The sequence below is a fragment of the Ramlibacter tataouinensis genome, assembly GCF_001580455.1.
GTDB lineage: Bacteria > Pseudomonadota > Gammaproteobacteria > Burkholderiales > Burkholderiaceae_C > Ramlibacter > Ramlibacter tataouinensis_B.
The window spans coordinates 2,505,001-2,528,855 of the sequence record NZ_CP010951.1 but is presented as its reverse complement, the minus strand read 5'-3'; the positions used below and the strand labels follow the sequence as shown (position 1 = coordinate 2,528,855).

At 65.6% G+C, this 23,855-nt stretch carries 18 protein-coding genes and 2 rRNA genes (1 of these 20 running past the window's edge); 7 read left to right on the top strand and 13 right to left on the bottom strand.

The window, feature by feature from the left end:
• Positions 1 to 69: 69 nt before the first annotated feature.
• From glyS to UC35_RS12180, 6 genes are all read right to left on the bottom strand, one after another.
• The gene (glyS, locus tag UC35_RS12205) at positions 70 to 2,178 is read right to left on the bottom strand and encodes a glycine--tRNA ligase subunit beta (protein ID WP_061499913.1); all 2,109 of its coding nucleotides are present in this window, start codon (positions 2,176 to 2,178) and stop codon (positions 70 to 72) included.
• A gap of 3 nt (positions 2,179 to 2,181) precedes the next feature.
• Positions 2,182 to 3,087 (bottom strand): glycine--tRNA ligase subunit alpha, encoded by a 906-nt coding sequence (glyQ, locus tag UC35_RS12200; protein ID WP_061499909.1) that lies wholly within the window; start codon positions 3,085 to 3,087, stop codon positions 2,182 to 2,184.
• Between the two features lie 26 nt (positions 3,088 to 3,113).
• Positions 3,114 to 4,604, bottom strand: coding sequence for an apolipoprotein N-acyltransferase (gene lnt / locus UC35_RS12195; RefSeq protein ID WP_082793567.1), 1,491 nt, complete (start codon positions 4,602 to 4,604; stop codon positions 3,114 to 3,116).
• Between the two features lie 61 nt (positions 4,605 to 4,665).
• Complete coding sequence (locus UC35_RS12190) at positions 4,666 to 5,544, bottom strand: HlyC/CorC family transporter (protein ID WP_061499903.1); 879 nt, start codon at positions 5,542 to 5,544, stop codon at positions 4,666 to 4,668.
• Between the two features lie 91 nt (positions 5,545 to 5,635).
• Complete coding sequence (locus tag UC35_RS12185) at positions 5,636 to 6,292, bottom strand: GNAT family N-acetyltransferase (RefSeq protein ID WP_061499899.1); 657 nt, start codon at positions 6,290 to 6,292, stop codon at positions 5,636 to 5,638.
• 71 nt (positions 6,293 to 6,363) lie between these two features.
• Positions 6,364 to 6,852 carry an Lrp/AsnC family transcriptional regulator gene (locus UC35_RS12180; RefSeq protein WP_061499897.1) on the bottom strand — a complete coding sequence of 163 codons (489 nt, stop codon included), beginning with the start codon at positions 6,850 to 6,852 and terminating at the stop codon, positions 6,364 to 6,366.
• A gap of 105 nt (positions 6,853 to 6,957) precedes the next feature.
• Here UC35_RS12180 and hppD point away from each other — a divergent pair, with 105 nt between their 5' ends.
• From hppD to UC35_RS23935, 3 genes are all read left to right on the top strand, one after another.
• Positions 6,958 to 8,094, top strand: coding sequence for a 4-hydroxyphenylpyruvate dioxygenase (gene hppD / locus UC35_RS12175; protein WP_061499894.1), 1,137 nt, complete (start codon positions 6,958 to 6,960; stop codon positions 8,092 to 8,094).
• Between the two features lie 121 nt (positions 8,095 to 8,215).
• A complete protein-coding gene (locus tag UC35_RS23940) occupies positions 8,216 to 8,737 on the top strand; it encodes a hypothetical protein (protein WP_061499891.1) in 522 nt (173 codons plus the stop codon).
• A complete protein-coding gene (locus UC35_RS23935) occupies positions 8,734 to 9,360 on the top strand; it encodes a methyltransferase domain-containing protein (protein WP_061499887.1) in 627 nt (208 codons plus the stop codon). Before UC35_RS23940 ends, UC35_RS23935 begins: the two co-directional genes overlap by 4 nt.
• On the opposite strand, the gene UC35_RS12160 is transcribed toward UC35_RS23935, so the two are convergent.
• The 5 genes from UC35_RS12160 to UC35_RS12140 form a co-directional block, all read right to left on the bottom strand.
• Positions 9,341 to 12,565 (bottom strand): adenylate/guanylate cyclase domain-containing protein, encoded by a 3,225-nt coding sequence (locus UC35_RS12160; RefSeq protein ID WP_061499884.1) that lies wholly within the window; start codon positions 12,563 to 12,565, stop codon positions 9,341 to 9,343. The genes UC35_RS23935 and UC35_RS12160 overlap by 20 nt on opposite strands.
• Positions 12,566 to 12,606: 41 nt before the next feature.
• Positions 12,607 to 13,665: a M4 family metallopeptidase gene (locus UC35_RS12155; RefSeq protein WP_061499880.1), complete on the bottom strand. Its 1,059-nt coding sequence runs from the start codon at positions 13,663 to 13,665 to the stop codon at positions 12,607 to 12,609.
• Between the two features lie 4 nt (positions 13,666 to 13,669).
• Complete coding sequence (locus UC35_RS12150) at positions 13,670 to 14,329, bottom strand: Crp/Fnr family transcriptional regulator (protein ID WP_061499877.1); 660 nt, start codon at positions 14,327 to 14,329, stop codon at positions 13,670 to 13,672.
• A gap of 66 nt (positions 14,330 to 14,395) precedes the next feature.
• Positions 14,396 to 14,965: a helix-turn-helix transcriptional regulator gene (locus UC35_RS12145; RefSeq protein WP_061499874.1), complete on the bottom strand. Its 570-nt coding sequence runs from the start codon at positions 14,963 to 14,965 to the stop codon at positions 14,396 to 14,398.
• A gap of 147 nt (positions 14,966 to 15,112) precedes the next feature.
• Entirely contained in the window at positions 15,113 to 16,042 is a 930-nt protein-coding gene (locus UC35_RS12140; RefSeq protein WP_061499872.1) for an esterase/lipase family protein, read from the bottom strand.
• Positions 16,043 to 16,105: 63 nt separating this feature from the next.
• On the opposite strand from UC35_RS12140, the gene UC35_RS12135 reads away from it, so the two are divergent.
• From UC35_RS12135 to UC35_RS12120, 4 genes are read left to right on the top strand one after another with little or no spacing between them, the layout of a single operon-like run.
• Entirely contained in the window at positions 16,106 to 16,843 is a 738-nt protein-coding gene (locus UC35_RS12135; protein WP_061499869.1) for an FFLEELY motif protein, read from the top strand.
• Positions 16,844 to 16,889: 46 nt separating this feature from the next.
• Positions 16,890 to 18,575, top strand: a complete 1,686-nt coding sequence (locus tag UC35_RS12130) for an AMP-binding protein (protein WP_061499866.1) — start codon at positions 16,890 to 16,892, stop codon at positions 18,573 to 18,575.
• Positions 18,572 to 19,504 carry an MBL fold metallo-hydrolase gene (locus UC35_RS12125; RefSeq protein ID WP_061499862.1) on the top strand — a complete coding sequence of 311 codons (933 nt, stop codon included), beginning with the start codon at positions 18,572 to 18,574 and terminating at the stop codon, positions 19,502 to 19,504. Before UC35_RS12130 ends, UC35_RS12125 begins: the two co-directional genes overlap by 4 nt.
• 13 nt (positions 19,505 to 19,517) lie before the next feature.
• Positions 19,518 to 21,101: a thioredoxin family protein gene (locus UC35_RS12120; RefSeq protein ID WP_061499859.1), complete on the top strand. Its 1,584-nt coding sequence runs from the start codon at positions 19,518 to 19,520 to the stop codon at positions 21,099 to 21,101.
• A gap of 100 nt (positions 21,102 to 21,201) precedes the next feature.
• On the opposite strand, the gene rrf is transcribed toward UC35_RS12120, so the two are convergent.
• A 5S ribosomal RNA gene (gene rrf, locus UC35_RS12115) occupies positions 21,202 to 21,314 on the bottom strand.
• A 111-nt stretch (positions 21,315 to 21,425) separates the two neighbouring features.
• A 23S ribosomal RNA gene (locus tag UC35_RS12110) occupies positions 21,426 to 23,855 on the bottom strand (it continues 444 nt past the right edge of the window).

The window sequence follows — 23,855 nt, the reverse complement described above, 5'->3', positions numbered from 1 at the left end:
CAAGGCAGTCCAGCCCCCTCGGGGGGCAGCGACGACACGAAGTGCGGAGCGTGGGGGTTCATTGGAGTTTCAGGAGGCCAGGCGCGACAGGTCGGCGACGCGGTTCATCGCCTGGTGCAGGGTCGCCAGCAGGCCCAGCCGGTTCAGGCGCAGGTCGGCCTGCTCGGCGTTCACCATCACGCCATCGAAGAAGGAATCGACCGGCGTGCGCAGCGCCGCCAGCGTCTGCAGCGAGCTGGTGTAGTCGCCCGACTCGAACTGCTGCCGGGCCTTGGGCGCCACGCCCTTCATCGCCTCATACAGCGCCTGTTCCGCGGGCTCCTTCAGCAGGACTTCGCTCACGTGCGGATCCACCGCGCCGTCGGCTTTCTTCAGGATATTGCCGATGCGCTTGTTGGCCGCCGCCAGCGCGGGCGCCTCGGGCAGGGCCGCGAAGGCGCGCACCGCCGCCAGTCGCTTGGCGACGTCGCCCAGGCGCTGCGGGCGCAGCGCCAGCACGGCGTCCACTTCGTGCGCGCTGTAGCCCTGCTCGCGCAGCAGGCCGGCGAGCCGGTCGTAGATGAAGTCGGACAGCTGCACGGCGGTCCCAGCCGCCGCCTGCGGAAACAGGCCGAGCGCTTCGGTCACCAGGCCGTCGAGTTCCAGTGACAGGTCCTTTTCCATCAGCATGCGCACGATGCCCAGCGCATGCCGGCGCAGCGCGAACGGATCCTTGTCACCGGTGGGCAGTTGGCCGATGGCAAACAGGCCGGCCAGCGTTTCCAGCTTGTCGGCCAGCGCCACGACGATGCCAACCGGGTTGCGCGGCAGCGCGTCGCCGGCGAAGCGCGGCCGGTAGTGGTCCTCGATCGCATCGGCGATCTCCGCGCCCAGGCCGTCGTTCAGGGCGTAGTAGCGGCCCATGATGCCCTGCAGCTCGGGGAACTCGCCCACCATGTCGGTGAGCAGGTCGGCCTTGGCCAGTTCCGCGGCGCGGTCGGCGTTCTGCGCCAGCGCATCGCTGCCGAGCTGGGCGCCGATCACCCTGGCGATGGCGCGCACGCGTTCGATGCGCTCGCCCTGGGTGCCCAGCTTGTTGTGGTAGACCACCCGGGCCAGCCCCGGCACCCGCGCCGCCAGCGGCTTCTTGCGGTCATGGTCGAAGAAGAACTTGGCGTCGGCCAGGCGCGGGCGCACCACGCGCTCGTTGCCGCCGGTCACCGCGCTCGCATCGGCCGGTCGGATGTTGCTCACGACCAGGAAGCGGTTGGTCAGCTTGCCGGCCGCGTCGAGCAGGGGAAAGTACTTCTGGTTGGCCTTCATCGTCAGGATGAGGCATTCCTGCGGCACTTCGAGGAACTGCGGCTCGAACTCGCACGCCAGCACGTTGGGGCGCTCGACCAGCGCCGTGACCTCATCGAGCAGCGCCTCGTCGTCGACCGGGCGCACGCCGCCGCCGACCTGCGCCGCCGCCTGCGCCAGCTGGCGCACGATCTCGGCGCGGCGTGCCTCGAAGCCGGCGATCACCGCACCTTCGGTTTCCAGCGTGGCCGCGTAGCTGTCGGCGTCGCGGATGCCGATCGAGTCGCTGGCGGCCTCGAAGCGATGGCCGTGCGTGGTGCTGCCAGCCTTCAGGCCCAGCGTCTGCACCGGCACGACCTCCGTGCCGTGCAGCGCCACCAGCGCATGCGCCGGACGCACGAACTTCACGTCGGTCCAGCCGTCCTCGAGCTGGTAGGTCATCACCTTGGGAATCGGCAGCCGGGCGAGGCTCTCGTCGAGCGCCTTCTGCAGGCCTTCGGCCAGGGTCGCGCCCTTGACGGTGCTTTCGTAGAACAGGGCCTCGGCCTTGCCATCCATGGCGCGCTTCAGGCCCGCGGCGGCAGCCGCGTCGGCACCCAGCGCCTGCAGCTTCTTGAGCAGCGCGGGAGTGGGCTGGCCGTTCGCGTCCAGGCCCACGGCCACGGGCATCAGCTTTTGCGACACCGGCTTGTCCGCCGCCTGCGACGCGACGGCGGTGAGGTGCGCGGCGAGCCGCCGCGGCGAGGCGAAGGAGGTGAGCACCGAGCCGGCGCCGGTCAGTCCCTGGGCCTTGAGCTGATCGAACAGCACGCCCGCGAATGCCTCGCCCAGCTTCTTCAGCGCCTTGGGCGGCAGCTCCTCGACAAACAGTTCGACCAGCAGGTTATTCGTTGCCATGGATCAGGCCGCCTTCTTCTGCAGTTGCGCGACCCATTCGCGCGGGGCCATCGGAAAGCCCAGGCGCTCGCGGCTGTCGTAGTAGCTTTGCGCCACGGCGCGCGCGAGGTTGCGGATGCGGCCGATATAGGCAGCGCGCTCGGTGACGCTGATCGCGCCGCGCGCATCCAGCAGGTTGAAGGTGTGCGCCGCCTTGAGCACCTGCTCGTAGGCGGGCAGCGCGAGCTGCTGCTCCATCAGGTTTTTCGCTTGTTTTTCGTACGCGCCGAAGGCCGTGAACAGGAAGTCGACGTCGCTGTGTTCGAAGTTGTAGGTCGACTGCTCCACCTCGTTCTGGTGGTAGACGTCGCCGTAGCTCAGCCCCTCGGTCCACTTCAGGTTGTAGACGTTGTCGACGCCCTGCAGGTACATGGCCAGCCGCTCCAGGCCGTAGGTGATCTCGCCGGTGATGGGCTTGCAGTCGATGCCGCCCACCTGCTGAAAATAGGTGAACTGCGTGACTTCCATGCCGTTGAGCCACACTTCCCAGCCCAGGCCCCAGGCGCCCAGGGTGGGGTTCTCCCAATCGTCCTCAACGAAGCGGATGTCGTTCTTCTTCAGGTCGAAGCCCAGCGCCTGCAGCGAGCCGAGATACAGCTCCAGGATGTTGTCCGGCGCCGGCTTGAGCACCACCTGGTACTGGTAGTAGTGCTGCAGGCGGTTCGGGTTCTCGCCGTAGCGGCCGTCCTTGGGCCGGCGGCTGGGCTGCACGTAGGCGGCTTTCCAGGGCTCGGGGCCCAGCGCGCGCAGGAAGGTGGCGGTATGCGAGGTGCCCGCGCCCACTTCCATGTCGTAGGGCTGCAGCAGCGCGCAGCCCTGGGCGTCCCAGTAGGACTGCAGCTTCAAGATGATTTGCTGGAAGGTCAACATCGGCGCACGAGGGGAAACCGCTGATTTTACGGTCGGGCGCGCGGCCGGCGCCCCCCCGCTGCCAGCGCTACCCCGGTCAGCGCGACGCCAGTGATCCACAAGGGCCACAGCCCGAAGCGCGACACCCACCAGGCAAACGGGGTGATGCCGGTGCGGCCCTGCACCTCGCCCACCAGCACGCCGCGCGTATGGCGCGCAAGCTGGTGCGTGACGCGGCCGCGGTGATCGACGATGACGGTGGCGCCGGTGTTGGTGGCGCGGATCATCGGCCGTTCGAGCTCCAGCGCGCGCATGCGGCTGATCTGCAGGTGCTGGTCGATCGCCACGGTATCGCCGAACCAGCCGATGTTGCTCACGTTCACCAGGATGGTGGGCGCGCGCGCGGCGTCGCGAAAGCCCGCCCCCAGTTCCTCGCCGAACAGGTCTTCGTAGCAGATGTTGGGCGCCAGCCGCTCGCCCGCCCAGGCGAAGGGCGGCTGCGGCAGCGCGCCGCGGTTGAAATCGCCCAACGGGATGTTCATCAGGCGCACGAACCACTTGAACAGCGGCGGGATGAACTCGCCGAAGGGCACCAGGTGGTGCTTGTCGTAGCGGTAGGGCGCGGCCGCGGCCGTGCCGGGCGCCAGCCCGATCACCGAGTTGGTATAGCCCTCCTGAAAGCTGCCGAGCGGGATGCCGATCAGCGCCGCCTGGCTGGTGCGCGCGAACTTGGCCGCCATGGCGTCGTAGTAGCCCATGGGCAACTGCTGGGGCAACATCGGCACCGCGGTCTCCGGCGTCACCGTCAGCGAGGACTGGCTGGCATCCAGCTGGCGCCGGTACCAATCCAGCGCCAGCGCCACGCCGGTCCCGGGCTCGAACTTCTCGTCCTGCGGGATGTTGCCCTGCAGGAGCGCCACGGACAGGGGCGGCCGCGCCGGACCCTCATCGTGCGACACCGCCATGTTGCAGGCGGCAAGCAGCGCGGCGGCGCCGGCCGCCGCCAGCCAGGCCTTCCACGAGCGGCGCACGGCCGGCTGCAGCAGGGCGCACAGCACGAAGGCGATCAGGCTAGCGACGAAGCCGATGCCGTAGACCCCCAGCTGCGGCGCGAAAACGGCCAGCGGCCCGTCCACGTGCGCGTAGCCGCCCGCGCCCCAGGGGAAGCCGGTGAACCAGGTGCCGCGCAGCAGCTCCGCCACCAGCCAGGCTCCGGCCAAGCCGAGGGCACGCACGACCGCACTGCGCCCGTGCATCAGCGCGGCCAGGCCGCAAGCCGCCGCGTAGTACAGGCCGAGGAATGCCGCCAGCGCCAGCACCGCGACCGCCGCCAGCACCGGGTTCAGGCCGCCGTACACGTGCATCGAGATGAAGAGCCACCAGAAGGTGCCGGCCAGCCAGGCGATGGCAAAGGCCCAGCCGGCGGCGGCCGCCGTTTTCCACGACGCGGCGCGCTCGAGCAGGCCGAACAGGACCGCCAGCGAAGCGAGCTGCAGCCACCACTGCGGCTGCCCGTTCCAGGGGGACGCCATGGACATCGCCTGGGCGATGCCGGCCAGCGGCGCGAGGATCAACGGCAACGGGCCCAAGCCGCGTGCCCTAGGCCGCACGCTCTTCGCCGGCCACCGGCCACACCTTGAACCAGCGCACGGCCCCGCCCTTGGTGTGGAGCACGGCGAAGTTCAGGCCGGCCAGCACATGGTGCTCGCCGCGCTTGGGGACGTACCCCATTTCATGAGCAATGAGGCCGCCGATGGTGTCGAAATCGTTGCCGTCGTCGCCGGGCTCGATCCGCACGCCGAAGGCCTCCGCCACCCGCTCGACCGAGGTGTTGCCGCTCACGCGGTAGGTGCGGTCCGCCAGGCCGAAGATGTCGCCCTCGTCCTGCTCGATGTCGAACTCGTCCTCGATCTCGCCGACGATCTGCTCGAGCACGTCCTCGATGGTCACCAGCCCGGCCACCCGGCCGAACTCGTCGATCACGATCGCCAGGTGGTTGCGGTTGCCCCGGAACTCGCGCAGCAGGTCATTCAGGCCCTTGCTCTCGGGAATGAAGACGGCCGGCCGCAGCAGCGCACGGATGTTCAGCTCCGGGGCCCGCCGCAGCTTGAGCAAGTCCTTGGCCAGCAGGATGCCGATGATGTTTTCGCGGTTGTCCTCGTAGACCGGGAAGCGCGAGTGCGCGGTGTCGATCACCACGCCCAGGATCTCGTCCAGCGGCGAATCGATGTCGATCAGGTCCATGCGCGGCGCGGCCACCATCACGTCGCCGGCGCTGAGGTCCGCCATGCGGATCACCCCTTCGAGCATGACGCGCGACTCGGCGCCAATGATGTCGTTGTCCTCGGCGTCGGCGAGCGTTTCGATCAGCTCGGCCTTGGAATCCGGTCCCGGGTGGATGAACTCGGCGATCTTCTGGAGGAAAGTGCGCTTGTCTTCCTTGTCCGCGGAAGCGCGCGCAGGGTGCGGGTCGGACACAGACGGGTGTGCAGGACGTGCGGTCGTTCAGGGACCGCTAGGATAGCCCAAAGGGGGGCGCCCGCCTGTCGGCCGGCGCGAACTTTTCGCTTCAGCTCGCCGACTTGTGCCGGGCCGCGCGCACGCCTTCACGGACCTCCATCACGCCGGCCAGGAACTCCCGGAAATTCCGGGCCTGAAGCTTGAGGCGGTAGTCGGTTTGCGCCATCTGCTCCTCCACCAGCTCGGCGATTCGGCTGTCGAGGTTGGCCGGCGGCAGCCGCAGGTAGGCGTCGGTTTCCGAGCCCTCGCGCTCCAGCCTGGCGCCGGCGTTGCGGGCGATCTTCAGCATGGCCGTGTTCTCGCTGAGCGCATGGATAAAGATCAGGTCCACGCCCTCGTTGCGGGCGTGCATCACGGCCCGATCCCACAGCCGCGCGCCCAGCCCGCGGCCGCGCGCCTTCTTCAGCACGGATACGCCGAACTCGGCGCAATTGAGCATGGAGGCATCCTGCGAGAACGCCAGGTGCGCCACCGCGATCAGCTCGAGCTTGCGGTTGTAGACACCGAAGATGTCGTCGCGCTCGAAGTCCAGCCCGTGGACATAGCGGTCGATCTGCTCGTCATTTGCGGCAAAGCCGAACCGCAGGTAGCGGTCTTCATCGTCCAGCGCCTTCAGGTGCGAGGCAATCCGCGTGCGATGGCCGGGTCCGAGCGATCGGATCGGCACCACCACCAGCGAGGGCTTGTGGGCCTGTAGATCAGTCATGCCGATCAATATACGGGTTTCTACTAGGGGCTGCACCCCTAAAGATCAACTGTTACAGCTCATCCGTGCTTCTACGTAAGCAAGGGCATGGCTGTGGTGGCTTTGACCCGGTCGAGCACGAAGCTGGTCTTGCAGTCCTGCACCGAGGGGTGCTTGAGCAGGGTGTCCATGATGAACCGGCTGTAGTGCGCCATGTCTTCCACCACCACGCGCAGCAGGTAGTCCATGTCCCCGGTCAGGGCCACGCATTCGACCACCTCGGGCCAGGTCTGGACGCTGGCGCGGAACAGGTCCATCGGATTGCGCTTGTGGCTTTCGGTGTGCTTTTCCAGGCGCACGTTCAGGTAGGCGGTCAGGCCCAGGCCCACGGCTTCGGGCCTGACCAGGGCCACGTAGCGCTCGATGACGCCGGCTTCTTCCAGCCGCTTGACCCGGCGCAGGACGGCGCTGGCCGACAGGCCCACTGCCGCGCCGATCAGGTCGTAGGTTTCGCGTCCATTCTCCTGCAGTCGGCGCAGAATTGCCTTGTCGAGCCTGTCTAGTGTTTCCTCGGAGTTCATGGCGCAGGATTATTGCGCGACTCATCGATTTAGCGCCTGATTCGCGGGAAAACTGCCCGCCGCCGGGCCTAAAGTGCTTGGCCAAAGAAAATGCCGGAGACCAGCATGACCCCATCCCTTCCCGAAGCCGCCCAAGCCGCCGCCTGGGACAACCCCATGGGCACCGACGGCTTCGAATTCATCGAGTACGCGGCCCCCGATCCGGAAGCCATGGGACAGCTGTTCCAGCGCATGGGTTTTCGGCCCATCGCGCGCCACCGCCACAAGAACGTGATCCTGTATCGCCAAGGCGGCATCAACTTCATCATCAACGCCGAGCCGGACTCCTTCGCGCAGCGCTTTGCGCGCCAGCACGGTCCCAGCATCTGCGCCATTGCCTTTCGCGTACGCGACGCCAAGTCCGCCTATGAACGCGCGATCTCGCTGGGCGCCTGGGGTTACGCCGGGCAGGCCGGCCCCGGCGAGCTGAATATCCCGGCGATCAAGGGCATCGGCGACAGCCTGATCTACCTGGTGGACCGCTGGCGCGGCAAGAACGGCGCCAAGGAAGGCGACATCGGCAACATTGGCTTCTACGACGTCGATTTCGAGCCCCTGCCCGGCATCGATTCGCATGAAGCGCTGAATCCCGCGGGCTACGGCCTGACGTACATCGACCACCTGACGCACAACGTGCATCGCGGCCGCATGCAGGAGTGGGCCGAGTTCTACGAGCGCTTTTTCAACTTCCGGGAGGTCCGCTATTTCGACATCGAGGGCCAGGCGACGGGCGTGAAGAGCAAGGCCATGACCAGCCCCTGCGGCAAGATCCGCATCCCGATCAACGAGGAAGGCAAGGACAAGGCCGGCCAGATCCAGGAGTACCTGGAGTTGTACCGCGGCGAAGGCATCCAGCACATCGCGCTGGGCGCCATCGACCTGCATCACGCGGTGGATTCGCTGCAGATGGCCGGCGTGAAGCTGCTCACCACCAGCGAGACCTACTACGAACTGCTGCCCAGGCGCATTCCCGGGATGGAGGAGGACATCGAAGGACTCCGGCAGCGCCACATCCTGGTGGACGGGCGGCCGGGCGACCTGCTGCTGCAGATCTTCAGCGAGAACCAGTTGGGCCCGATCTTCTTCGAGTTCATCCAGCGCAAGGGCAACGAAGGCTTCGGCGAGGGCAACTTCAAGGCGCTGTTCGAAACCATGGAGCTGGACCAGATGCGGCGCGGGGTGCTGGATCCGGCCAAGCGCTGACGACGCGCTTCCGCAATCGCCGGAGCACGGGAGGCGCCACACTGCTTTTCAAACTCGACAGGGCTCCGCTACACTCGACGTGAGCGTTACATCTGTAACGTCACCTTTAGGAGGAGGGGTCATGGGCGCTTTCATGAAAGAGCACGATGTCTTCGTCGGACATCTGCAAGAACAACTCAACCTGCGCTTCGCGCCCAATCTGGGCAAGAGCAAGCAGCATGGACTGGCGGAGATGATCAAGCTGCAGAGCGAGTTCGGCATCTTCAAGGAGGGCCGCTCGTTCGAGTCCAGCATCGCAGCGCTGAACCTGGCCGGCCAGAACCACCAGGAAGTCAAGGAACGCTTCCATGGCTACCTGCGCAGCCTGCGCCGCGCCAAGTCGAACCTCAGCGGCCTGAATGGCGACCAGGCGATCGTGAAGTCACTAGTCCAGAACCTTGCCGCCAAGAAGCCGCTGCCGGTGTATTTCGAACTGCACGACATGAATGGCGCCGACGGCGGCAACCGCGTGCTGATCACCGGCGCCGCCCGGCCGCTCTTCTACATGAAGCAGGACTACATGGTCGTCTCGCTGCCGCTCGGCGCGGACGATGGCAAGCCGGCAGCGAAGGCCAAGCCGAAGGCAAAAGCCAAGGCGAAGTGACCGCCGCGCAGGGTCGGCTCGCCGACATCGCGCGCCACTACGACAGGAAGGTCCTGGCGTTCGGCGCGACGGCCTTGGGCATCGATTGGCCGACCCTGTCCTCGGTTCATGCGCGGCTGCTGACGTTGCTCGAAGCGGGCGACCTGGGTGCCGGCGCCCGCCTCAATGACCTCGGCTGCGGCTGGGGGGCGGCCCTCGAGGTCATCGATCACCTGCTCCCCGCGGCGCCGATCGACTACCTGGGCATCGACGTGGCGCCGGCCATGGTCCGTACCGCGCGCACGCGCTGGGCGAAGCGCCCGCGCACACGGTTCGCCGTGGGCGCCAGCTGCCCGCGCGTGGCGGACTACAGCATCGCCAGCGGGATCTTCAACGTGAAGCTGTCGCATCCCGCCGCCGATTGGGAACAGCATGTCCGGGAGGTCCTCACGGACATGCACCGGCACAGCGCCGGGGGCTTCGGGGCCAACTTCATGCTGCCGACCGTCGCGACGCGGAGCGTGCCCGAGCTTTATTGCACCGAACCGGAACCATGGGTCCGGTTCTGCGAGCAGTTGCCGGGACGCGCGGTGCGGGTGGCGCCGGTGCCGGGCCTGTCGGAGTTCACTTTGCTGGTGAACTGACGGCGTCGGGGCGAGCGTTCCGGTCCAGCCGCGCCAGCGCCGCCTCGAGGTGCCTGCCGTAGGCCCGGGCCCCGGTTTCCTTCAGCAGCGCCTGGGCATCTTCGAGCAGGCGCGCCGCGACGTGGGCCTCGTGGCCGGCATCCAGCAGCGCCGAGCCCAGCGTGATCAGGGCGCGGCACTGCGCCAAGCGCATGGTCCTCTGTTCGGCGATGCCCAGTGCCTCGCGGGCCGTCACGTGCGCCAGGTCGGGCCGGCCGGCGCGGCGGTGCGTCTCGGCCAGGCTCACGAGGATTTCGGTTTCATTCTCTGCGGCCACGTTGTCCTGGCGCACGAGCTGCAGGGCCTGCTCGAAAGCCTCCACGGCACCTTCCCAGTCGCCGGTCATGGTCAAGGCCACGCCGCGGCAATAGAGCACCACCGGCTTCAGATAGGCCACTGCGTGCTGCTGGGCGAGGCGCGCGAGGGCGTCTGCATGTTGCTGCGCGCGCTGCGCATCGTCCTCGCAGAAGGCGAACTCCACGTTCGCGAGGTGCCGGATCATGTGGACGGTCGGGTCGGCGACGCCGCTCTTCACGGACAGCATGCGGTCCCAGCACTCCTGCGCCTCCTGCGCGCGCCCGGATCGCAGCAGCGCACGGCCGCGCATGCCCCACACCCACTGCGCCACGCTGAATCCGATGAACTCATGGTCGGCGTGGTCGATCAGGTGGACCCCCGAAAGCGCCGCCTCGCTCGCGGCCAGGGCGCGGTCCAGCAAACCGGCCCAGCCATAGGCCTGGGCGAGCGCGGCGTTCAAGGTCGCCAGCCGGCCGTGGTCCTGCGGATCCGCCAGCCGCAGCGCTTCGTTCACCCGCTGCACGTACCAGTCCGAGGGCCCGCCGCTGGCCTGCAGCATGCGCCCTTCGATCGTCAGGAGCAATTGCGTCAGCCGATCGTCCAGCCGGGCGGCGAGATCCATGGCCTCGTCGATGAAGGGCTGGACCTGCTCCAGGCTCAAACCCTCCCGCCAGCCGAGCAGGCAGATCTGGCTGCACGCCTTCGCCCGCAGCTGTTCGGACTCGCCCCCGTCCGCCTGCGACGCCAGACTGCGAACCTTGTGCCAGTGCGCGATCGCCCGTGCCGGATCGGTCGCGCCGAGCCAGCGCGCCGCGCGCGCCGCATAGCGAGCGGCAGGCTGGGCCTGCCCCGCCGCCTCGAAGTGATGGGAAATGAGAGCCGCGAACTCCTCGATCTGTTCCGCGTAGTAGCGCTCCATCGACTGCGCCACGGCGGCGTGGATGGTGGCGCGCTTGGCTCGCATCTGCGTGCCGTAGGCGACTTCCTGGATCAGCGGATGGCGGAAGACGTACCGGCGGCCGCCGACCGCCGGCTGCGGCTGGATCAGTTCGGCCATGCACAGCCCCTCGATGGCGTGGTCGAGCGCCGGTCGCGCCTGGCCGGCGACGTCTTCCAGGATGGCGAGCGGCACGTCCTTGCCGATGATCGAGCACATCTGCAGGACGGCTTTTTCCACCTCCCCCAGCCGGTCGATGCGGGCGCCGATCACGGCCTGGACCGTGGCGGGCAGGGCTCGCTCGACGGAATCGATGCCGTTGCCGAAATGGCCGGGATCGCCGCTCAGGACGCCGCGTTCCGCGATCGCGCGCACCAGTTCCTCGGCGAAGAAGGGATTGCCGCCGCTGCGCTTGGCGACCAGCTGCGCGATGTCCTGGAACTCGCGGCGGTAGCTGATCAGCTCACGCACGATCGCATCGGTATCGGCCGCGCTCAGCTCGGTGACTTCGATCTCGCGGAAGTTGTCGCGCGCGGCCCAGGGAGAGCGATAGGACGTGCGGTAGTTCAGGACGACCAGCGTGCGGGTCGAGGTGATGGCCTCGATCAGCGCGGCGACGAATTCCTCGCTGGCTTCGTCCAGCCAGTGCATGTCCTCGACCAGGATCACGGCGACCGACGGCGCCGACAGCTTGACAAGGGCCGTCATGATCGCCAGCAGGCGCGCGCGCCTCGTCTTCGGCGGCAGGCCGATGGGCGCGGCGCCCTCCTCGGTCACGCCGAGGAACTCGAACAGCAGGGCATCGTCGAAGTCGGCCCGGTCCGGCAGCTGCGCGGTGCGCTGGACGATCTTCGCGCGCGCCTGCGCCGGCGTGTCCGTCGGCGCGATGCCGAAGAAATAGACACGCGTCAGCTCCAGCACCGGCTGCAGCGGCATGGCGCTGCCGTACACCTGCGCGCGCACCTCGAACACCGGCTTGCCGCGCGAGCGGCACCATTGCGCGAATTCGTAGCACAGCCGGCTCTTGCCGGCGCCGGGGCCGCCGGCCACGCCGACCACCTGCGCCTCGCCCATCTCGGTCAGCCGCTGCGCCTGTTGCAGCAGCGCCATTTCCTTGTCTCGGCCGCGGAACGGGGTGAGCTTGCCCTGGCGGAAACTCGCGCTGGCGAACGCGGGCTTAAGCGCGCCGAGACGGAAGATTTCGACCGGATGGCTGATGCCCTTGAGTGGCGGCGTCCCGATCGATTCCACATCCACCGAGGCGCGCACCAGCGAGTAGCAATCCTGCGTGATCGTGACGCCACCCGGCGGCGCCACGCCGACCACACGACTGGCCAGGTGGATGGTCAGGCCGTGCGCGCCCCCGCCCTTGCCGGTATCCGGCGCATAGGGGTCGGAGGCGACCAGGCCCGAGTGCAGTCCGACGCGGATGCTCAGACCCTGCGGATTGCTGGTGAACGCCTGCTGCATGTGCAGTGCCGCCTCGCACGCCAGCGTAGCGTGGCCTTCGAGTGACTTGGGCACACCGAACAAGGCCATCACGCCATCGCCCAGCGTGCGCATGATGGTGCCGCCGAAGCGCTCCACGGCTTCGCACATCAGCGTGACCGCCGGCTTCAGCCGGTCCATCGCCTGCTCCGGATCGAGCTGCGCGATCTGCTCGGTGGAACTGACGATGTCCGCGAACAGCACAGTGGCTTGCTTCAGCTCGCCCCAGCCCGCCGGCGGCGCTGCCGCGACCGGCGGCGCTGTCGCGGCTTCCTGCGACTCGCCATAGGCGCGTAGCAAGGGCTTGCCGCAGCCGCCGCAGAATCTCGCGGCCGGTCCGCAGTCGAACCCGCATGCCGGGCACTTCTGCGCGAACGACGCGCCGCAATGCTCGCAGAAGCGGTTGGAGTCGGGATTCGCCTTGTGACAGGCCTGGCATTCCATGGCCGGAATGTTACGCAAACCTTATCAGTACCGCCTCCGCTTCAGGTCAAAACGTGCACCTTCTGCCAGCCCGCCTTCACTGCACGCTGGGGCGCCGAGTCCTTGCCGTGTAGCGCAGCTGCAACAGCGACAGTGGCATGCGCGGCGTTCAGGAAGGTGGCGCGCGGCCGCAGGCGGTCGAAAGCCCGCAGCCACACGGCCGCCAGCGGCTCCCAGGAGTTTCCACCCAAGGCCATGGCGGCCGTATAGAACGCGTGGTTCGCGATGCCGGCCGCCTTGTGCGGCTCGTCGGTGCTGCGATAGAGCCGGTAGTCCTGGATCTGGTCGTCCTCGCGCCAGGTCTGGCGGCGGTTGCCGGGGTCCTTGAGGGAGCGGATCGCCTTGCCCGCGCCGGGCGCCAGGATGTCTTCGCCAAGCAGCCAGTCGGCCGCGTGCACGTCCTGGCCGGCCTGCCATTGCTTGATCATGCTGGCAAAGCAGTCGGAGAAGGATTCATTGAGCGCGCCGGCTTCGCCCTTGAGCGCAGGCGGCTGGCCGGCCACCAGCACGACGCCCAGCCCGCCCTTGACCAGGTGCTGGCTCACGCCGTGGGAGAGTTCGTGCGCAATGATGCCCAGGGAGTGCGCCAGCCCCTCGATGTGTCGGCCGTCGCCATCCCCCACGATCATCTGTTCGCCGGTCCACATCGCATTGGCGAACCGCAAACCGTAGTGCACCGACGCATCCACGCGCATGCCGCGCCCGTCGATCGAGTCGCGGCCCAGCACCTCCTTGAAGAAGCGCAGCGCAATGCCGACGTTCTCGTAGGCCTGGTCGGCATGTTTGTCGCTGGTCGGTGGGTCGTCTTCATCGCGCAGCAGGCGGCCGGGCAGGTAGGTGCGCCCCTGGGCATCGAACACCTGCCGGTGCAGCAGCTGCTCGCCCGGCGTTCCTGCCGCCGGCGACCTGGCATGGGACGCACGCGTGCCGCGCAGCTTTGAACTGTGCTGGATCTGCTCGTGCAGGATTCGGCGGTGATGCGGGTCGTCGGAGTCGTCGGCGAGCTGCTTCAGCAGCTTCTTGGGCACCGCGAAGCACACGCAGCCATAGGGGGTCCTCACGCCGTCACCATCTCGCGGGAAGTTTCTTGAGCAGGGTGAGCCGCTTGACGCCCAGCTCGATGTAGCCGCCCTTTTCCAGATCCTTGAGCAGGCGGCTGACCATCTCGCGCGAGGCGCCGACCCGGTTGGCGATGTTCTGGTGCGTGATCTGGGTCAGAGTGACCGGCGCGCCCGGCGCGGCCGGGCCCTTCTGCCCTTCCAACGTGATGACAACCCGCCCATACACATCGAGCAAGGCCATGTTGCGCGCGGTCTCGGTGGCCGCGCGCGCGCGGCGGATGACCTGTGACACCAGTTCGAGCGCGAACTCCGGCTCGGCGGCCAGGTGGTCGCGCAGGGCAGTCCGGCCGACCACCGCGCAGACGCTGGGCTCGAGAGTCATGACCGAAGCCGAGCGCGGGCCGCCATCGAGCCACATCTCGGCGAAGTAGTCGCCCTGCTCGACCACGTTGTACGTGATCTCGCGGCCGTCGGCATCGGTGGAATAGACCTTGACCCGGCCTTGCAGCAGCACGAAGAGCGATTCGCCGACCTCGCCTTCGTTGATGATCACGCTGTTCTTGCGGTAGTTGCGGAACGTCCCCCGCAGCGCCAGGGCGCGCAAGCTGGGGTTCAAGGCAGCGACCAACCTCTCATGGGCCGCCGTCGGGCTCGGCATGTTCATGATTGTTCTCTCTAGACCGAGGGCACTCTAGCATGAGCTGCGAAGCGGCAGCCGGGCGGGCGCAGCTCAATGAACGGGCAACCGGGGCAGGGCCGGGCCCACGGCCGGCAGGCTGGCGATGCGCGTGACCAGTTCACGCACGCTGTTGCAGCGCGTCTTGGCGCATATGCTGCGGATGTGGCTGCGCACCGTCGAGACGGCCACCTTGAGATCGCGCGCAGCCTGCGGCGCCGACAGGCCTTGGCAGAGGATGCCCAGAACCTCCTCTTCGGCCGGCGTCAGCCGGTGGTTGCGTGCGAACAGGCACAGCGTGACGTTGTCCGAGATCGAGGTCCGGGCAAAGAACAGCGCCGCATGGGTCGGCTCGCCAAAGCGTGGGCTTCGAAGCGGCAGCACCGCCATGGACAGCCGCAGGCCGTCCGGTGCCCGCAGTTCGATCAGGCTGCGCTTGCCTTGCATGGCCTTGGCGATCGCGCGCCGCATTTCGGCTTCGCTTTCCGGCAGGGCAAATTCGAGCTGGCCCTGCCGGCAGCCCACCACCGCGGACAGCTCCAGCTGGTGCCTGGCGGCCCGATTGGCCTGAACGACCCGCCCGTGGAAATCGATCACCACGATCCCGTGGGCCACTTCATCCATGAGTGCAGCCCAGCCCCAGTCACAAGCGGCGGCACTGTCAGCCGCGCTGCGGCCTTGCTGGATCGCTGATGCGGATGCAATGATTTCCATGGCATTTCCCAACCTCGTTTCATTGGAGGGAAGCCTAGGGCGTGCCAGCCGCAGACTCTATGAATTGCGCTCGCGATTTGTTGTGCGAAATTCACCTTGCTCGAGCAGGGCAAGCGTGTGCGCCAGGACCTGCGGCTGAAAGGCCAGGTGGACGTGGGCGACGCCGCGCACCAGCCGGTTGTCAGCACCGGGCAGGGTCGCGCTCGACACCGGGAACACGATGTTGTCGCAGTTGGAATACCAGCAGGTTGCCGGGGTCCCCGAGGGTTGTGGCGGCATGTCCTGCAGCCACCGGCTGCCCAGCTGCATCTGCCGGCCATTGGCGAATTGGCTGAAGCGCCCGAGCCAGGTCCCGCGGTGCGGGCTGCCGATGGTGACCAAGTGGTGCACCCGGCCGTCGCCGCCGTGCGAGCGCATCCAGGCACGCGCGGCCAGGCCGCCCATGCTGTGGCACACGATGAGCGGCGCAAGTCCGGTGGCACCGGTGACGCGCTGCACCGCGTCCTCGATGATCGGCGCATACCGGTCGATCGAGCCGAAGACCGGCTCCAGGTTGACGGCGATAAAGGGATGGCCGGCGCGCCGCAGCCGCGCCAGCCAAGGGGTCCAGAAGCCGCGATTGCAGACGAACCCGTGGACGAGGACCACGCCGCGCCGGCCCGTGGCGTCCAGCCAATCGGGCTCGGTGTTCCAGCGGAACGGCTGGCGCCAGCAAAAGACGCGCGGCGCGTCCAGCACCTCACCACCCCAGGCCCGGGCCAGTTCCACGCAAGTCGGCACGGGCGCGGCCTTGTCGCGGCCGACGCTGCGCAGCAGGATGAATTCGGCGCCGAGGAAGCCCGCGTACCCCGTCAGGATCGCCACAAACCCGAACAGTCCCAGCAGTGGCGCGGCGCCCCACCACCAGGCCAGCCATGCAAAGGCCGCCAACAGCAGCCCGATCGTGGTGAATCGCTGGAGCCGCGCGAGGGTCGAATGCGGACGCATCGGCCAAGTATCACATCCGGTCCTGGCTGGCTCGCCGGCCATCCCGATAGACTCGGGTGCCGGATGAACGCCGCCACCAGAATCCGCGCCGCCGTCGGGCGGGTTTCGCTCCTGCGCACCGAGCAGCGCACGCAATCGGCATTGCATGCGGCCGTCGAACGTACCAAGGCGCTCCAGGCCAGGCGCTTTGCCGGCACGTATGCCGACGCCCTGGCGTCCGGCCCGTACGCCGCGGCGGTGCGCTTCTTCCTGGTAGAGCTCTACAGCGACAAGGATTTCAGCGAGCGGGATGCGCAGTTCGCACGCATTGCGGGTGCCATCGAAAAGCTGTTTCCGGCCCAGGTGGCCGAGACGGCAGTCTCTCTGGCACAACTGCATGCCTTGACCGAGGAACTGGACCATGCGGTGGCTTCGGCGTGGCTTGGCTTGCCGCCCGGACTGGGCGAAGTGCCCGCCTATGTGCAGGCGTGGCGCGCAGTGGGGCGGCGCGATGAGCGCCAGGCCCAGCTGCAGGCGGTGTTGGCCATCGGCGATGAGATGGTGCGACTCACGCGAAAGCCCGGCTTGCGCACCATGCTGCGGATGATGCGCGGCCCCGCGGCGGCGGCCGGCCTTGGCGCCCTGCAACGCTTTCTCGAGACCGGGTTCGACACCTTTGCGGCCATGTCGCGCAACGGCGTTGCCGCGGGCTTCCTGCACCTGATCGCCGACCGCGAACAGGCGCTGATTGGATCGATGTTCGACGCCCCGCTTGTCGCCTGCGAGACCGGGCTCGCGCGTATCCTAGGTGAAGCACCCTAACGCGGCTGTCCGGCTGCTTCGACAATCCGCGGAAGGAGAGTGTCGAATGGACAAGTATTGGCTGAAGAGTTACCCCGAAGGTGTTCCGCACGACATCGATGTGGGGGCGTATCGCTCGCTGACCCAGTTGCTGGAGGAATCGTTCCGCAAGAACGCCTCGCGCCCCTTTTCCGTCTGCCTTGAAAGCTGGATGTCGTACGGCGAGCTCGACAGCCTGTCGGCTGCGCTGGGCGCCTGGCTCCAGTCCCGGGGGCTGGAGCCAGGCGCGCGTGTGGCGATCATGCTGCCGAACGTCCCGCAGTTCGCCGTGGCGATGGCGGCGGTGCTGCGCGCCGGTTACACCTGCGTCAACGTCAATCCGCTCTACACCGCGCGTGAGCTGCAGCACCAGCTCAAGGACTCGGGCGCCGAGGCGATCATCATCCTGGAGAACTTCGCCACGACGCTGGAGGAAGTGATCGGCCAGTCCCAGGTGAAGCACGTGGTGCTGGCCTCCATGGGCGACCTGCTCGGTGTGGTCTACGGACGCTGGGTCACTTTCGCGGTGCGCCACCTGGCGAAGATGGTGCCGGCCTTCAAGCTGCCCATGGCGGACGGCCGGACCGTGACGCCTTTCAGTCGTGCGGTCGCCGAAGGCTCGCGCATGTCGCTCAAGCCGACGCCGCAAAACCTGGAGTCGATTGCATTCCTGCAGTACACCGGCGGCACCACCGGCCTGTCCAAGGGCGCGGTGCTCACGCACGGCAACATCGTGGCCGCGGTTCTCCAGGCGGAAGCCTGGTTCAATCCGGCCCTCAAGCGCGTGGGCGAGGCCAGCAAGCTCAACACCATTGCTGCGCTGCCCCTGTATCACATCTTCGCGCTGACGCTATGCCTCCTGGCGATCCGTTGGGGCGCGCACCTCACACTGATCCCGAACCCGCGCGACGTCGGCAAGTTCGTCGAAGTGCTGAAGAAGCGGCCGTTCCACCTGCTGCCGGCAGTGAACACCCTGTTCAACGCGCTGATGCAGCACCCGCAATTCAAGACCATAGACTTCTCGCAGCTTTGCATGTCGCAGGCCGGCGGCATGGCCGCCTCGGAAGGCACCGCCCGCCAGTGGCAGCAGCTGACCGGCTGCCCGATGGTGGAGGGTTGGGGGATGAGCGAGACTTGTGCGATCGGGACCAACAACGTGGTCACCAACCGGGAATTCACCGGCACCATCGGCCTGCCTCTGCCGGGGATCGAGATCGCCATCAAGGACGACGCCGGGGCCTCGCTGCCGCAGGGGCAGTCCGGGGAGATCTGCATCAGGGGGCCCAACGTGATGAAGGGCTACTACCAGCAGCCGGCGGAAAACGAGAGGGCATTCACCGCCGACGGTTTCCTTCGCACGGGTGACGTCGGCTTCATGGACGAGCTGGGCTACACCAAGATCGTGGACCGCAAGAAGGACATGATCCTGGTGAGCGGTTTCAATGTGTTTCCCAACGAACTCGAGAACGTCATTTCGATGTGCCCCGGGGTGGTCGAGTGCGCCGCCATCGGCGTTCCGGACGAAAAGCAGGGCGAGGCGATCAAGGTGTTCGTGGTCAAGAACGATCCGATCCTGACCGAGGAAGACGTGGCCAACTACTGCCGACAGAACCTGACCGGGTACAAGATGCCCAAGTACATCGAATTTCGCGACGACCTGCCCAAGACCAACGTCGGCAAGATCCTGCGGCGGGAGTTGCGCGCCACGCGATGAGTGAAGCACTGGGCTTGCCGACGGGCGTCACGGTTTTCGAGCGCGGCTGGCTCTCGTCGAACAACATCCTGTTTGTCGGCGACGAAGGCTCGGCGCTGGTGGACTCCGGCTACGGCAGTCACGCCGGCCAGACAGTGGCCCTGGTGCAGCGCGCTCTCGGTGGCCGGACACTGGACGAACTGCTCAGCACCCATTTGCACAGCGATCATTGCGGCGGCAACGCGGCACTGCAAGCGGCGTATCCGGGCCTGAAGACGCTCATTCCGCCCGGACATGCCGATGCCGTGGCGCACTGGGATGAAGACGTGCTGACCTTCGAGGCCACCGGCCAGCGCTGCGACCGCTTCCGCTTCGACGCGCTGTTGCAGCCGGGCTCCGAGCACCGACTGGGTGGCTCAGCGTGGCAGGTGCATGCGGCGCCGGGCCACGATCCCCACTCCGTGATTCTTTTCGAGCCCGTGTCGCGCACCCTGATCTCGGCCGATGCCCTGTGGGAAGGCGGTTTCGGCGTCGTCTTTCCTGAGTTGGAGGGTGACGCAGCCTTTGACGAAGTGGCCGCGACCCTGGATGTGATCGAGAAGCTGGCGCCGCGCATCGTGATTCCGGGCCACGGCCCGGTTTTCGAAGGGAAGGCCAGGGTCGCGGCGGCACTGTCGCGCGCCCGCAGCCGCCTGTCGAGCTACGTGCAGGACCCGAAACGGCATGCGGCGCACGCCATGAAGGTACTCATCAAGTTCAAACTGCTGGAATGGCAGTCGATTTCGGAGCCCGATTTCGCCGATTGGGCCGAGCGCACGCCATACTTCAGTCTGGTCCACACACGCCACTTCGCTCCCGGCGATCGGCGGGAGTGGCTCGAATCGCTGCTGGCCGAACTCGAGCGGTCGCAGGCGATCGGCCGCTCCGGCGGGACGATTTTCAATGTTTGAACGAAGTTTTCCGATGTCCAAGAAAGTACCTGCGCGCTTGCGGCTGGCCGCGGCCGCCGCGGCTGTTCTCTTTGCCACCGCCGGCGCCCTCGATGTTGCGGTCGCTGCAGCGCCAGATTCCAAATCGGCCATTGCCTGGCAGGTCGCTTCCACGGATGCCGAGGTCGATCGGGCCTTTGCGCTTGCTCGCCAGACCGGCAAGCCGGTGTTTCTCTATTGGGGGGCCGTGTGGTGCCCACCCTGCAACCAGGTGAAGGCGACGCTGTTCTCCCGGCCAGACTTCGTCGAGCGCTCTCGCGCCTTCATCCCGGTGTACGTTGACGGCGACAAGCCGGGGGCGCAGAAAGTGGCTGCGCGCTTCAAGGTCACCGGCTATCCGACCATGGTGCTGTTCCGCGCCGACGGCTCGGAGGTCACCCGGCTGCCGGGCGAGGTCGATCCTGAGCGCTATCTGCTGACGCTCTCGTCCGGGCTGGATTCGCAAGTGCCGGTCAGGGAATTGGTCCAGCGTGCCATCGCGCACAAGACGCTGACGCCGGAGCAGTGGCGCCTTCTTGCCTTTTACTCCTGGGACACGGACGAACAGCAGGTCGTGAAGACCGCGGAGCTTGGCTCGCGCCTGTCCGAGCTGGCGGCGGCGGTGCCGCCGGATCTGTCGACGGTGAAGGACCGCCTCAACCTCAAGGCCATTGCCGCCCGTGCGCGCGCCGAAAACAAGCCGGATCAGGCCAAGGTCGATGCCGATCGCGCCATGGTGGACTCGCTGCTGGCCAGTTCTGAAGCGGCCCGCGCCCAATCCGACCTGCTGATTTTGTATGCCGAGCCGATCGTCAAGTATCTGGCGCGGGCGCTTGAGGCCCGCGCAGCATTGGCATCGATATGGGACGGCGCAATGGAGAAGGCGATGGCCGCGAGGCCGTTGTCCCGGGCCGAGCAAATCGACGCGCTCGATTCGCGCGTTGCGCTCTGGAAGTTTGCCGATCGGACCGAAAAGCTGGCGCCGCAGCGTGCCCAATCCGTCTATACCGACGTGCAACGGGTGGTGGCGCAAACCACCGACCGCTATGAACGGCAGGCCGTGGTGCCTTCTGCAGCGCATGTGCTCACTTCGGCTGGGCTGGTCCAGGAGTCGGACGCGCTGCTGAAGACCGAACTGCCCCGTGCTGTCGCACCCTACTATCACATGCTGGGCCTGGCAGCGAATGCGAAAGCACGCGGCGACAAGGCCGGTGCACTGCAGTGGTCCGAGCAAGCCTGGCGCAAGTCCGAAGGACCGGCCACCCGGCTGCAATGGGGAACATCGTATGTGCGCTCGGTGATTCAGCTCACGCCTGACGATTCAACCCGTGTCGCCGCGGCGGCCGGCGCTGTCATAGCCGACCTCGAGCCCCGCGGGGAAACGTTCTTCGAGCGCAATCAGCGCTCTTTGCAGCGCATGGCGACGGAGCTCGCCAAATGGCAGGGCAATGATCCAGCGCGCGAGAAAGTGGTCGTCGGGCTCAGGAAGCAGTTGACCCGCACTTGCAGCAAGCTGCCGGCCAAGGATGCCGGCCGCACCAATTGCGAAAGCGTCTTCGCTTCCGCCACTCAATCCTGATTCGTTCAGCCCGGGCCGCCGGCCCGCGGGTTTCTTTCCCAATTTCGCGCACAAAAAGCAAAAGGCCCGGCATTTCTGCCGGGCCTTCGCCGCTGTAATAGCCTGACGATGTCCTACTTTCACACGGGAATCCGCACTATCATCGGCGCAGAGGCGTTTCACTGTCCTGTTCGGGATGGGAAGGAGTGGGACCACCTCGCTATGGTCATCAGGCATAACTTTTTGCCGGCCTGACTGGGTCAGGACGACCAATTCATAGAGCAAATCAGCTTATTTAGATTGCGTCACTTGGCATAACAACCTGACCGATTCGGTCAAAGTTATAGGGTCAAGCCGCACGAGCAATTAGTACTGGTTAGCTTAACGCATTACTGCGCTTCCACACCCAGCCTATCAACGTCCTGGTCTTGAACGACTCTTTAGGGGGCTCGAGGCCCCGGCAGATCTCATCTTAGAACGAGTTTCCCGCTTAGATGCTTTCAGCGGTTATCTCTTCCGCACTTAGCTACTCGGCAATGCCACTGGCGTGACAACCGATACACCAGAGGTGCGTCCACTCCGGTCCTCTCGTACTAGGAGCAGGCTTCTTCAAATCTGCAGCGCCCACGGAAGATAGGGACCAAACTGTCTCACGACGTTTTAAACCCAGCTCACGTACCTCTTTAAATGGCGAACAGCCATACCCTTGGGACCGGCTACAGCCCCAGGATGAGATGAGCCGACATCGAGGTGCCAAACACCGCCGTCGATATGAACTCTTGGGCGGTATCAGCCTGTTATCCCCAGAGTACCTTTTATCCGTTGAGCGATGGCCCTTCCATACAGAACCACCGGATCACTATGTCCTGCTTTCGCATCTGCTCGACTTGTCGGTCTCGCAGTTAAGCACGCTTATGCCATTGCACTATCGTCACGATGTCCGACCGTAACTAGCGTACCTTCGAACTCCTCCGTTACGCTTTGGGAGGAGACCGCCCCAGTCAAACTGCCTACCATGCACTGTCCCCGACCCGGTTAACGGGCCTAGGTTAGAACCTCAAACGCACCAGGGTGGTATTTCAACGTTGGCTCCATGCGATCTAGCGACCGCACTTCAAAGCCTCCCACCTATCCTACACAGATCCGTTCAAAGTCCAATACAAAGCTACAGTAAAGGTTCATGGGGTCTTTCCGTCTTTCCGCGGGGAGATTGCATCATCACAAACATTTCAACTTCGCTGAGTCTCAGGAGGAGACAGTGTGGCCATCGTTACGCCATTCGTGCAGGTCGGAACTTACCCGACAAGGAATTTCGCTACCTTAGGACCGTTATAGTTACGGCCGCCGTTTACTGGGACTTCAATCAAGAGCTTGCACCCCATCATTTAATCTTCCAGCACCGGGCAGGCGTCACACCCTATACGTCCACTTTCGTGTTTGCAGAGTGCTGTGTTTTTATTAAACAGTCGCAGCCACCGATTTTTTGCAACCTCATTGGGCTCCATCCGCGAGGGACTTCACCTACTAAAGGCACACCTTCTTCCGAAGTTACGGTGTCAATTTGCCGAGTTCCTTCTCCTGAGTTCTCTCAAGCGCCTTAGAATACTCATCTCGCGCACCAGTGTCGGTTTGCGGTACGGTCGTGTGCAGCTGGAGCTTAGTGGCTTTTCCTGGAAGCAGGGTATCACTCACTTCGGCGGCAAGCCGCCTCGTTATCACCTCTCATCTAAGCCCGGCGGATTTACCTACCAGGCACGACTACAGGCTTGAACAGACACATCCAACAGTCTGCTGAGTTAACCTTCTCCGTCCCCACATCGCACTGCACATCGGTACAGGAATATTGACCTGTTTCCCATCAGCTACGCATCTCTGCCTCGCCTTAGGGGCCGACTCACTCTACGCCGATGAACGTTGCGTAGAAAACCTTGCGCTTACGGCGAGCGGGCTTTTCACCCGCTTTAACGCTACTCATGTCAGCATTCGCACTTCTGATACCTCCAGCACGCTTTACAACGCACCTTCACAGGCTTACAGAACGCTCTCCTACCACGCACATTGCTGTGCATCCGCAGCTTCGGTAACTGGCTTAGCCCCGTTACATCTTCCGCGCAGGACGACTCGATCAGTGAGCTATTACGCTTTCTTTAAATGATGGCTGCTTCTAAGCCAACATCCTGACTGTTTTAGCCTTCCCACTTCGTTTCCCACTTAGCCAATTTTAGGGACCTTAGCTGGCGGTCTGGGTTGTTTCCCTCTTGAGTCCGGACGTTAGCACCCGGTGCTCTGTCTCCCGCGCTGTACTCTTCGGTATTCGGAGTTTGCATAGGTTTGGTAAGTCGCCATGACCCCCTAGCCTAAACAGTGCTCTACCCCCGAAGGTAATACGCGAGGCACTACCTAAATAGTTTTCGGAGAGAACCAGCTATTTCCAAGTTTGTTTAGCCTTTCACCCCTATCCACAGCTCATCCGCTAGTTTTGCAACACTAGTCGGTTCGGACCTCCAGTACCTGTTACGGCACCTTCATCCTGGCCATGGATAGATCACTTGGTTTCGGGTCTACACCCAGCGACTGATCGCCCTGTTCGGACTCGGTTTCCCTGCGGCTACCCTATTCGGTTAACCTTGCCACTGAATGTAAGTCGCTGACCCATTATACAAAAGGTACGCCGTCACCCTTGCGGGCTCCGACTTTTTGTAAGCATGCGGTTTCAGGATCTATTTCACTCCCCTCCCGGGGTTCTTTTCGCCTTTCCCTCACGGTACTAGTTCA

Coding starts and splice junctions, on each gene's coding strand:
- glyS (WP_061499913.1), bottom strand. CDS start 2,178: ATGGCAACGAATAACCTGCTGGTCGAACTGTTTGTCGAGGAGCTGCCG.
- glyQ (WP_061499909.1), bottom strand. CDS start 3,087: ATGTTGACCTTCCAGCAAATCATCTTGAAGCTGCAGTCCTACTGGGAC.
- lnt (WP_082793567.1), bottom strand. CDS start 4,604: ATGTCCATGGCGTCCCCCTGGAACGGGCAGCCGCAGTGGTGGCTGCAG.
- UC35_RS12185 (WP_061499899.1), bottom strand. CDS start 6,292: ATGACTGATCTACAGGCCCACAAGCCCTCGCTGGTGGTGGTGCCGATC.
- UC35_RS12180 (WP_061499897.1), bottom strand. CDS start 6,852: ATGAACTCCGAGGAAACACTAGACAGGCTCGACAAGGCAATTCTGCGC.
- hppD (WP_061499894.1), top strand. CDS start 6,958: ATGACCCCATCCCTTCCCGAAGCCGCCCAAGCCGCCGCCTGGGACAAC.
- UC35_RS23940 (WP_061499891.1), top strand. CDS start 8,216: ATGGGCGCTTTCATGAAAGAGCACGATGTCTTCGTCGGACATCTGCAA.
- UC35_RS12160 (WP_061499884.1), bottom strand. CDS start 12,565: ATGGAATGCCAGGCCTGTCACAAGGCGAATCCCGACTCCAACCGCTTC.
- UC35_RS12150 (WP_061499877.1), bottom strand. CDS start 14,329: ATGAACATGCCGAGCCCGACGGCGGCCCATGAGAGGTTGGTCGCTGCC.
- UC35_RS12145 (WP_061499874.1), bottom strand. CDS start 14,965: ATGGATGAAGTGGCCCACGGGATCGTGGTGATCGATTTCCACGGGCGG.
- UC35_RS12140 (WP_061499872.1), bottom strand. CDS start 16,042: ATGCGTCCGCATTCGACCCTCGCGCGGCTCCAGCGATTCACCACGATC.
- UC35_RS12135 (WP_061499869.1), top strand. CDS start 16,106: ATGAACGCCGCCACCAGAATCCGCGCCGCCGTCGGGCGGGTTTCGCTC.
- UC35_RS12130 (WP_061499866.1), top strand. CDS start 16,890: ATGGACAAGTATTGGCTGAAGAGTTACCCCGAAGGTGTTCCGCACGAC.
- UC35_RS12125 (WP_061499862.1), top strand. CDS start 18,572: ATGAGTGAAGCACTGGGCTTGCCGACGGGCGTCACGGTTTTCGAGCGC.
- UC35_RS12120 (WP_061499859.1), top strand. CDS start 19,518: ATGTCCAAGAAAGTACCTGCGCGCTTGCGGCTGGCCGCGGCCGCCGCG.